This is a genomic window from Ewingella sp. S1.OA.A_B6, from assembly GCF_049889095.1.
Classification (GTDB): Bacteria; Pseudomonadota; Gammaproteobacteria; order Enterobacterales; family Enterobacteriaceae; genus Ewingella.
This window is the reverse complement of record NZ_JBLJFK010000007.1, coordinates 162,091-173,423: the sequence shown is the minus strand read 5'-3', so window position 1 is coordinate 173,423 and position 11,333 is coordinate 162,091. Positions and strand designations below refer to the sequence as shown.

Annotated in this window: 3 protein-coding genes; 1 reads left to right on the top strand and 2 read right to left on the bottom strand. The window is 54.9% G+C overall.

The window, feature by feature from the left end; genetic code table 11:
- Nucleotides 1-160 (top strand): integrase core domain-containing protein (locus tag ACMV8I_RS14925; protein ID WP_498866001.1); only part of this gene is annotated, 160 nt, incomplete at its 5' end.
- Between the two features lie 297 nt (nt 161-457).
- Here ACMV8I_RS14925 and ACMV8I_RS14920 read toward each other — a convergent pair.
- Nucleotides 458-763 (bottom strand): hypothetical protein, encoded by a 306-nt coding sequence (locus tag ACMV8I_RS14920; protein ID WP_498865991.1) that lies wholly within the window; start codon nt 761-763, stop codon nt 458-460.
- Nucleotides 764-767: 4 nt separating this feature from the next.
- Nucleotides 768-11,315 (bottom strand): hemagglutinin repeat-containing protein, encoded by a 10,548-nt coding sequence (locus ACMV8I_RS14915; RefSeq protein ID WP_498865990.1) that lies wholly within the window; start codon nt 11,313-11,315, stop codon nt 768-770.
- Nucleotides 11,316-11,333: the final 18 nt, after the last annotated feature.

Below are 11,333 nucleotides of genomic sequence, written 5' to 3'. Positions count from 1 at the left end.
TGAATGTCTGAACGTGCACTGGTTCCTGTCACTGGAAGATGCTCAGGAGAAGATCGAGCACTGGCGGCAGGAATATAACCAGTACCGGCCACATTCCTCGTTAAATAACCAGACTCCGGCAGAATTTGTCCGAAGCCTGCAAACAAGCCCGGATCTCTGATTTATCCTTGCACCGATATTGGGAAGGGATCAACTGGCCGGAGATCCTCATTGGCGGTGGTACTAAAAACCGGAGGGACTACAAGACCAGCAAATACCGGCAAGATTTGGGGGCGGATTGAGTACGGGAGAACGGCGAGCTGATCATCGGCGGGGATTGGATCACCGAGTCCGGGATCATCGATGTGGCACAACTGGAGATCACCGCCGCACCCGGAATGATCCGGTTACGACGGCGGGAAGATGGGGGATTTAGGATTTGAGATCAACCACCTCGACCATTGGTCGAGGTGGTTCATTAAAACGGCGAAAATAAAATACTCTTATTATCGCGATCAGCCTGATCTATTAGTGCAACCACAGATAATAGGTAATCATGAACATCTTGCTCTGATGATTCATCTTTCATCAGGTTATTAATCTCTTTACGAAGATCTGCAAGTTGCTCATCACTAAAAAGCTCCATATCACAGTTAGATAACTCAGATAACAATGGGTATTTACAGTGATCATCCCTGATTAAAAAACGTTCATTCCCTGGAAAGTCTTCCAATGAGGTAATGCTTTCACCAATAACTTTATCCCATAAGTAAACAATAAACATATAGTTACCTCACCACCGTTTTACCTGGGAACGTATTGACCAAATTACCTTTCTTATCAGTGATGACAGTCATAATTGACGTTGGCATACTGTTGTTCATCGCATCAACACCAATATTTTTTCCCGTATCCACAGTACGAATATAGTTACCAGTAGATGGTGAGTATTGCACTGGTGTCTTAACAACAGTATCTGACTGCAAGACCATTTTCAGCTCATCCTTCGTCATTGTGAAGTGTGATTTATTAGCACCCCATTCACCGCCATGTTTTTTCCAGGCGTATTCAAGCCCTGAACCTGTCGAACCATCACCATTTCTGAGGTTGACCCTGGACTGAACGATCGAGCCTTTCCAGACTTCCTTCGCGGTATTGGCCGCCACAGCTTCAGCCTTAGCCGCCGTCGCCTCTGCCGCTGTCTTGCCAATACCTATCGCACCACCGGCTCCGACTCCACCTGGAACTATAATCTCTGAAGCCTGAAGACCAAGGTTGTTAATACACAACGCCAGCGCACCGGCACAGGATTCAACTCCAGCCTTCAGAATAGCGGCTATTTCTGGCGTTGCTGCAATCAGCAATCCGCCACCAAGCCCTGCTGGCAATGCTACCGTCAACGCATCATTCAACGCCTGTCCACGCTGGCATGCTGCACCTGTCGGGTTGGTTGCACAGGAGGCTATATCCTTCCCGTGCTTCTGGACGAACTTCGTCTGGGTCTCTTCATTTCCACCCAGCAAGTTATTCTCAACCGCATTCTTACCCGCCTGCGCCCCTGTCGTCGCGGAGGCCGTACTGTCGCCCGCCACAGCACCCGCCACGCCGGCGGCCAGCGTACTCAGCAAGCTGATTTCCTGCCGGTCACTCTGGGAGAGGTTATCTATTTTTTCCTGTGTATCCGCATGGTAGTAATAGTCCGCAATAAAACGCGCGGCGAGTTCACCACTGAACGCCCCCGCTGCACCTGCGGCGGCATTACCTCCAGACATTTGTGCGGCAACTGCCCCCCAAACCGCATGGGCCATCGCATTTGCTGCTACGTTGGGCGTGTTATCCGCATTCAGAGTATGGCTTTTAATTTCACGCGCTATTAGCGGGCTTACACCTCCCGCGATTGCCCCGTTGATATTGCCGCTGACAATCCCCTGCAATACGCCACTGAGTGCCTGCACCACCATCTGGTTGTCGCTGCCAATTCCGTAATTTTTAATTTCAGTCTGATAGGCGTCACTGTTACGAAGTTTATTAAGATATTTTTCCCTCTCCTTTGCTGACATCCCTTCAGGCACACCACCCTGTACCTCGAGAGCCTTGATATCCCCATAGGTATTGACAATATCTGTCATCTGACCGGCAATCTCACCCACTAACTGGCTGGCTTGCAGGCGCTTCTGCTCTTTCTCTTTATCAAAGACAGGGCTGATACTGCCATTCGCATGGTCTGTGTCACGGCTTAAATCACCCACGTTTTGCTGCTGATTAGCGGCATCACGTACAATAAGGGTACCGTTAGCGACAGCAGATTGCGTGGTACCTTCTGCATGACCTTTGCCGTTAAGCCCCGCCAGAACATTGCCGACATTCGACATGGCATTGCTCATCGCGCTGGCACCGTTGCCACCGCTCAGGCTGATCCCGCTGTGACTGACTTTATAATCTGCCTTATTGCCGATATCGCTGAACCCGAGCGTACCAGTATTCAGCAGATTTTTATCTGCCGTTCCCTGACTCGCAATCACACCGCCATTCAGTTGGGTGTGACTACCCACATTGATATCAAATCCGCCCTTACCCGCATAAATACCACTCTGCTCTACGACACTGTCGTAGGTACTGTTCATTTTATCCTGACTGAGATTGATATAACCGGAACCGCTCATTGAACCGAAGGTGAAACTGCCACCCGCACCGAAGCTGGTTTGTTTCGATTTATAGTCATCACTGTCCTGCAGGCTGGTAATAGTCAGGTCACGGCCAGCGTCAACCGTGACCTTCTCGCCATTTACCTGCGCACCTGACAATGAAGTATCGCGTCCGCTGCTAAGAATTACGTTGCCGCCACTGTCCAGCGTCGTTTCAGACCAGTTGGTACCATTGCCTTTATCATTGCCTTTTGCACCATTAACGCTGGCAAATATACTTAGTCCGGCGCTGCCGTTGCCCACACCAAAGCTAATTCCGACACCGCCGCCACTGCTGCTATTTTTACCCGTACTTTCCTGCGTGTTGGCCGCGCCAGTCAGCAGGATGTCGTTAGCCGCATTCAGAGACGTATTGCCACCAGCCTTCAGTTGGCTCCCCCCAATGGCAATGTCACCGCTATGGGTATCTTTCCCTTTGCCTGTTGCAGTTATCGATAAATCGTTCCCGGCATTTAGCGTTGACCCCTTCACTGCATCACTTTGCTGATGCTGCGACGATGTGGAATGCTGCGAATTCAGCGAGATACTGATTCCTACGCCATTGTTTGGATCCGCGCTCACATTCGCCTGCTGTTTTGCCAGCAGGGCCTGAGCACCTGAAAGTGCTGCTTTGGTGGCTTGCAGCGCCGCCAACCTGCCATCACTTTCCTGCTTCGCACTTTGTGTTGCTGCAATGGCAGAATTCACGGCATCTGCCACTGCACCGGAAAGCGCCAGGGTAAGCCCCGTCGATTTCTGCTCAAATTTTTCATCGCTGCTGCGTTTGTCGTGGCCAGGGTCAATCACCACGCTGTCGCCGGTAACTGACATATCCTTGGCTGCAACAAGGTCTGCTCCCCCAATATGTGCCTGACCGCCTGCGGTGATGTTCAGATTACCGGCTGTACTCCCAACCGTACTGACACTCTGGCTTTGCGTCGTGCCCTGTTCCTTAAGTTCATGACTCGTCTTGGCGGTACCAATCGTTACGCCAAGCCCGCCCGTCCCCATGAGACCACTTTTTTTCGTTTCACTCAGCCGCCAGCTCGATTCCGTATTTGTTGCGGCAACGATATCGACATTATTTCCCGCTTTCAGAGCCACATTACCGTCACCGACAACAGAGGAACCTTTTACCAGTAAATTATTGCCCGCCGTAACAGCAACATTGTTACCGCTCAGCAGAGAACCTTTCTCCTGAGTGGAACTGTCTTCGCTGATTGTGTGCGTGGTGGTTTTCGAGAAAAGATGCTTCTTGGTCTTGGTCTTCTCATCGTAGGCATAACTGCTCTCTGTCGCGGTATCAAGATTGATATCACGCCCAGCATTGACTGCAATATCCTGTCTCGCCGTGACATTGGCAGCATTGGCATTAATATCCTGCCCGGCCTTAATTTGGGTACTGCCGCCGCTGGAAATCGCCGTCCCTTCCTGCCCCACATTCTCATGGATACTCACGCTTTTGCTGCCGTGGGTTTCGCTGTAGGTGCTGGTCTGTTGCGCGTTGAGATTGACATCACGACCCGCGCTGAGCGAGGCGTTCAGGTCGGCGGTTAACTGCGCGGCCTGGGAGTTCAAGTCACGGCCTGCACTCAGAGCCAGATTACCGCCGCTGCTGACCACGGTACGGGTAGCATTGTTGTCATCAGTCTGGTTTTTACCGTTGGTCTGATGGCTGCTTTTGTCCATCGTGTCGAGATTGATGTCGTTGGCGGCGGTCAGGGTGGCATTCCCTTTGCTCGCAACCGCGCTTCCCGCAACGTTCAGGTCATGCCCGGCGCTGGCCTGCAGTGCACCGCCTGCGCTCACATTACTGGCCTGGCTGTCTGTGGTCAGTGTGCTGCTGTTTGCCGTGGATTTACTGCTGGTGAGCGCATTGCCCTTGATGTTGATATCGTTCAGCGCCACCAGTTGTAGATCGCTGCCCGCGTTAAGTTTGGCACCGGCGTTGTTGATGCTGTCCCCAGCGGTGAGCGACAGCCCTTGGCTGGCCGAGATGCTGGCAACATCACCGGTCTGAGTCTGGCTGAAGGTCAGTTGTGATGTTTTGTTTTTACTGGTCGATGGCGCGGCATTCCACTGCTGAGCCTGCGTAACGTTGTTGATATCCCCGCCAACCGAGGCCAGTGCCACCGTTTGGCCAGCGATCGAGGAACCAATGTTATTGATATCCCCCAGCGCACTCAGTTGCAGGCTGCCGTTGGAGGTGATCAGACCCGCATTGAGGTTATCCAGCGAGCTGCTGCTTTTGGCCGCCAGCTGGGTTTCAGCCTGAAGCGTACTCCCGGCGTTAACGATATGTCCGGCGTCGAGATTGACCGTATTGCCGGAGATCACGCTGCCCGTTACTGCATGGGTGTCGTTGGCCGAAAGATAGAGCTTCGGAGCCAGAACGGTCTGCCCGTTGACGGTGGTTTTCTCCCACCAGACGATGCTTTTGGTCAGTGCGGCGACCTGTTCCGGTGACAGGCTGACACCCAACTGCAGGCCAAGACCAGCCTGCTGATCGGCCGCGTTATCAATCAAATACTGCATCTGCGCCAGGTCGGACCCCGTACCGCCGACGTAGCGCTGACCGGTCTTGCTGAGTACCGCATTGCTGACATAGCGGGTATCAAACGCGGCATCGCCGAGAAATTTATAGTCGAAGTCCGGTGTCAGATTCAGCCGGTCCATAAAGTAAGCCGAGCCGATGAATTTACTCTCGTCGGTATAGACCGGTGCCGTTTCAATACGCGGGTTTGACGGAGTCCCCATCTGCACGGCAGGTTTCAGCGTGCTGGACGTCGGGTGCGCGAGATAATCATTCAGTGCATTAAACAGCGACGGATCAGTTTTTCCCATGCTGCCCAGTTGCGGGTTGGTGGTGATCAGATACGGGCTTGACGGGTCTTTACTGGCGACAAACAGGCCATTATTGCCGGTCGGAAGTGGGTAATCCGTCAGGGCCGCGCCCTGGTTACCGATTTGCCTGAGGGCATTACTGATGGAATCATTCCACTGAACGGAACCCAGCACCAGATTTTTGCCAGCGGCCAGTGACTGATTCTGTGTTCCACCAACAGGCTGGAGACCAGCCGTGCCGTTAAGGTTTGGCGCATTCAACGCATGAGATAAGCCGCCCGCATTGGCGGTTGTGTTGGTATTACTGATGTTATTGCTGAAGCTGGCGTTGACCGCACCACCTGCCTGAATGACCGAGCGGAGTCCTTCGCCGGTGTCGACATGCTCAAAGGTTGGTGCGCCGGTCAGTTTGTAGGTTAATTGTGTACCCAGGTCGGTTTCATAATTGATTCCCCGTTTGTTACCTTTTCGTATCTCAGGTATCAGCGTGGCATCTTTTGGATGTACCCCTGAAATACCTGTGTATTGGTAAGTTATATATTCACTATCAGTACTATTCTGATAAGACTGGTTATTGAGGCTGCTTCCTGAAAGCGTGATGTTGCTTCCGGCCAGTATATTACTGGCAATATTATCTAATGTTCCGCCCGAAACAGACAGGTTGCGCTGCGCAGCAATACGCCCCGCACCGCCATTAGCCTGTGCCGTAACTGTCGTTGTACCGACAAGGAATTTTCTCTTTAAGGCTGCTGCAGTAGGCGCTAAACCAACATAGGTATAAGTCTCAGTTGCTCCGTTCCCTTTACCGTTGCTCCCTCCTGTATGACGAGTTCCCGTTGCCTGATATACACCAATTTCGTCATCATCTAAAAAGCCGAGTTTAACCTGCATAGAGGTCTGCCCCTGTGCCGCCGGGCTATTTACCGCTGCCTGATACGTACTCGATGTACTCAACCCATCCCGCTGATTCAGCAGATGGCCGGTATTGATGGTGATATCACCGTTAGTGGTTTCGATATTGCCGGAGGTGTTGATCACTTCGCTATTGGCGTTGCCCGCCGCGTCCCGCTGCAACCACAGGCTGTTACCGGCCAGAATGTCACCACGGTTATTTTGGATGCTGTCGGCCAGTAACTGCATATTATTGCCGGCGTACAGCAGGGCGCGGTTAACCAACTGACCGACGGCGTACATCATGACATTGCCCGCACCGCCCACAAATCCACTGTTGTTGAGCAGGCCACGGCTGTTTAGGCGGATATCCCCGCCAGACTGCACGCTGCCGTTACCGTTGAGGGTGATGTTGCTGGCATCCACGCCCACCGTGCCGTTTCCGCCGCGCAACTGGCCGTTGTTCACAAAGTTGCCGGTCGAGCTGAGCTGAATTCCGTTCCCCTGTAACGTCCCCTGCACATTCAGATCGCCCTGCGCGCTCAGATTGAGATTCTGGCCTGCCGCCAGCGTGCCGATCTGGGTAAAGCCCGATCCCAGTTGCAACGTCATATCACCCAGTGCCAGCAGGCTGCCCGACTGATTAAGCGTTGGCGTCACCAGCGTCAGATTACCGGCGCTGTAAAGTTTGCCACCCGACTGATTGTCGGCGTTCTGGACGTTGACCCCCAGCACCTGACTGCCAAACACGGTGCCACTGTTGTGCAGCGCACTGCCGTTCAGTTGCAGCCAGTCACCCTGAAGTTGCCCCTGATTATAGGCCTGGTCGACATTGAGCGTGCTGTCGCCCTGACCGGTCAGCGTACCGCTGTTGTTGAGGGTGCCGGCGGTCATCGTCAGTCCCTGCGCCTGCAGTACGCCGTTGTTGGTCAACGTCGGTGCAAAAACAGTAAGACGGCCACCGGTCAGCAGCGTGCCCTGATTGTTGAGATTATTGGAGAGGGTCAGATGAGTGACGCCGTCACCCTGCAACTGCCCCTGATTGAGCAAAGACTGTGCGCCGAGATCCAGCATTCCCTGACTGCGCAACGTACCGCCGTTCAGGTTTTTGATATCGTTTTGTACCGTGCCCTGCAGGCTTTGCTGCCCCTGCAACTGCCCGGCGTTCGACACGCTGTTGGTTGTCAGGATCAGGCTATTGGCCTGAATATTCCCGCTGTTGGTAATGTTGCCCGCGTTAATCTGGCTGGTTCCGCCACTGAGTAATGATGCCCCCTGCAACACCTGCAACGGGCCGCTGAGCGCGGTCGACAGTGCATTAACGCCGCTGACTGCGCCGCCGTTGGTGAGGGATCCACCCTGTAAAGTGAGATTCCCCGCCGACCAGTTCCCCTGATTATTCAGGCTGGCGGCCTGTAAAACAGCCAGTCCGGTAGAAACGACTTTGCCCTGCGCCTGCGTGTTCAGCGCACCGGTCAGAATAAGATTGGCGCGCGATGCAGTCTGAATTGCCCCGTTGAGATCCAGCTGGCTGGCATGTAAATCTGCACTGTCGGCCTGCCAGCTACCGTTGTTGGTGACGTGTGCGGCGGTGACGCTCAAAGCGCCCTGAGTCAGCATTTTTCCCGAGGTGGCGTTGTTGAGGTCCTGTACAAGCTGCGCCGTCAGGCCTTTCAGGCCAATCAGATTACCGCTGTTATCCGCGCCGTTCGCACTGAGCGCCAGCGTGTTTCCCTGAATTTGTCCCTGATTGGTGATGTGCGACGCGGTGACCGTCGCGTCTTTATCACTGAGCAACTGGCCGCTGTTTTCCAGCGTAGCCGCATTGACTGTTGCATTACCGGAGGTGAGCAGGCTGCCTGCGTTATTCAGGTCGCCCTGAACCTGTGCATTAAGGCTGGCAGTCCCGAGCGCGGTGCCGGTGTTGTTCAGACTGTTGCCGGTCAGCGTCAACTGATTACCCTGCAAACGCCCCTGATTTTGGGTATCGCCCAGATGCAAATCGAGCGTACCGCCAGACAGCACTTTACCCTGCGCGCTGTTGGTCAACTTCCCGGCGGTCAGCGTGGTATTGCCGTTACCCTGCAGCAGGCCGTTGTTGCTGATGCCGTTCGCCGTCACGCCCACCGTTTTTGCTGCCAGCGTACCGTTGTTGGTCAGCGTGGGCGCACTGATTGTCATGGTGTTGCCGGCAGAAATCATTCCCGCCTGCTGATTGGTCACGCTGTCGCTGGCATTGACGTCTACATCACCGGCGGTGATCGTCCCCTGATTAACCAGCGTTTTTCCTTCGAGGTTCATCTGGTTTTGTGCCGCCAGGCTGCCCAGTTGCTGCAGAGCATCGGCTTTGGCGTACAGACCGTTATCGGCAGTGATCGCCCCGCTATTGGTCAGCGTACCGGCAGTGATATCTACATCATTTGCCCCCAGCGACGCGGCATTACTAAGGGTGCCAGCCTTCAGGGTTAATGTCCCCGGCGTCACCAGTTTGCCCTCTAAATCAGCCCCGGCAGACGCACTGATCCCCAGTGCATTTTTACCCTGCGTCTGCGAACCGTGACCGGTAGTCAGTTGCTGCGTGGTCAGCGCCATGCTGCCGTCGGCGGAAAGGAAACCGTTAAGCTTCGCCACACCGGCATTCAGGTTGACGTCGCCCTGACTGGTCTGAACGGAACCTGCGCGGCTGGTCAGCGTGGTGGCGTTAAGATCTGCGCCCTGCGAGCCGGTCAGCGTGCCGCCCAAATCCGCCTGCGCCGTTTTCAGAGTCAGTTTGCCATCCGCCAGCAATGTCGCGGCATCGCCGGAGATCACACGGTCTCGGACGTTCAGCCCTAAGTTACCCTGAGTGCCGGTCAATCCCTGATTATTGAGCTGGTTAAGGGTAAGCGTCTGGTCACCACCGGATTGCGAGGTGCCATTGTTATTGAAGGTGTCGCCGCTGAGCTGCTGGCTACCAAGAGACTGGAGCAGGCCGGTATTATTCAGCGTGCTGAAACTGAATTGCCCGTTGCGGTTAGCGGCAAGCGTGCCGCCGTTGCTGAAATCGCCGGATGAAAAGCCGAGATCCCGCCCGGCGATCAGACTGCCGAGCCACTGCCCGCCCTGAGTGATGTTGGCCTGTACATCGTTCTGCGCAGATGTTTTGCCGCTGGCGGCAGCGTTAAGCTGGTCGGCAGTGAGGGTCAGATTATTTCCGGCGCTGGTGGTGCCGTCGAGCTGCTGTTGACGGGAAGATAACGTCATATCCCCCCGCGACGTCAGAGCCCCCTTATCGTGCAACTGCAACACGCCACCGCTGGCTTCCACAGTTTGTCCGTCAAGTGCGCCATCGATCATCGCGACATTGCTCGCCGCAACGGCAAGATCTTTATCACTGTGAAGGTTACCCGCCGCACCAACCGACAGATCGGCAGCGTGGATACCCACGTTGCCCGTCGTGGAAAGCTGTCCGTTGAACGCCTGCTGTGCTGCGTTGAGCTGGATATCGCCGAGGCTGGTGATCAGCGAGTTTTGTCCGCCGTTCAGGGAATCTGCATTGAGCGTCAGACCATTCTTACCGGTCAGCGTGCCGTTAACGGTCATCTGACCGCCGCCGAGCGTGAGCTGGTCACCGGCAAACAGTGAACCCTGCTCGCCGACCGTCATCTGGTCGGCAATCTGTAACCCCAGCCCCTGCTGTGAGCCGATCAACCCCTGATTATCGAGCGAGTTTGCATTAATGTTTTGTGCACCACCGGACTGCATTTTGCCACTGTTGCGGATGTCCGAAGCCTTCAGGGTCTGTTTGCCCTGTGCCTGAATAAGGCCACTGTTAGTCAGTTTTCGGGTGGTTAGCTGTGTGTTGCTGCCCGCTGCCAGCGTACCGTTATTGGTGAGTTCTTCTGCCGCCAGCGTCATATTGCCGCCGCTGGTCACTTGACTGCTCTGCACCGCCAACTGTCCCTGGCTGTTGAGCACCATATCGCCGCCCGACTGCTGGGTGCCGTTCAGTGCGATAACCTGCGCATTGGCGGTGATCTTCCCGGTTGACGTCGCATTGCCGAGCGTCAGCTTGCCGCTGGCGTCAATCTGCATATCGCCGACCGAGGCATTCAGGTTGCCGAGGTTAACCCCCACGCCTTTGTCGCTGGAGACCAGATGAATGCGGTTGGCGTACATACCGCCGAGCGCACCGGTATCGATCGCCACTGAGGGTACGCCTGTGCCAGAAATCGGCGTGGCGTTGCCTTGTGTATCCACCCGATTGGCGCCAACGGTCACTTTCAGGTCTTTGGCGTATAGGCCGGCGTTAATCTTAGCTGCACGGGAAATCAGCGAGAAAGAGTCGCTCGTGCGAGCATCCAGCCCCTGGCCTTCAACGGTGATAGCGCCCTGCGTCACGTCGAGGGACTGCAATGAGCCGTCTGCGCCCAGCACCGGTTTACCCGTGGTCAGCGTCGCATTGGGGGTGTTAAGAAAGCCGCAGCCATTACAGGTAATTCCGTACGGGTTGGCGACCATCACATTAGCCGCTTTACCGGCCACTTCCATGTAGCCATTAAGTTGCGAAGGGTTCGCTGACACCACTTCGTTAATGATGCCCTGCGCTTCTTTACCGGCTTGTAGGTTCGGGTTATTTTGAATCAAGCCGCCGAGCTGGGTTTGGGTCAGTTTTCCGGTGGCGTTGTTGAGAATGAGGCCCTGCTGGCCGACGTTGAAATCGTTATATTTGTTATGAGAAATCCCGGCCTGATTCGGGGTGGCGATGTTCACTACCGGCACGCCGTTACCTGCCTGATCGGTGCGGGTATTGCCTTCGGCCACCGTCACACCAGCGGCAAAGGCCGGGACCACAGGTTGCCAGACCAGCCAGCCCATTAGCCCGTACGCCAGTGCTTTACGCCATAACGCGACCGGTTGATCATTGTTCGATTTCATCGCCGAATTCCTTCTCAT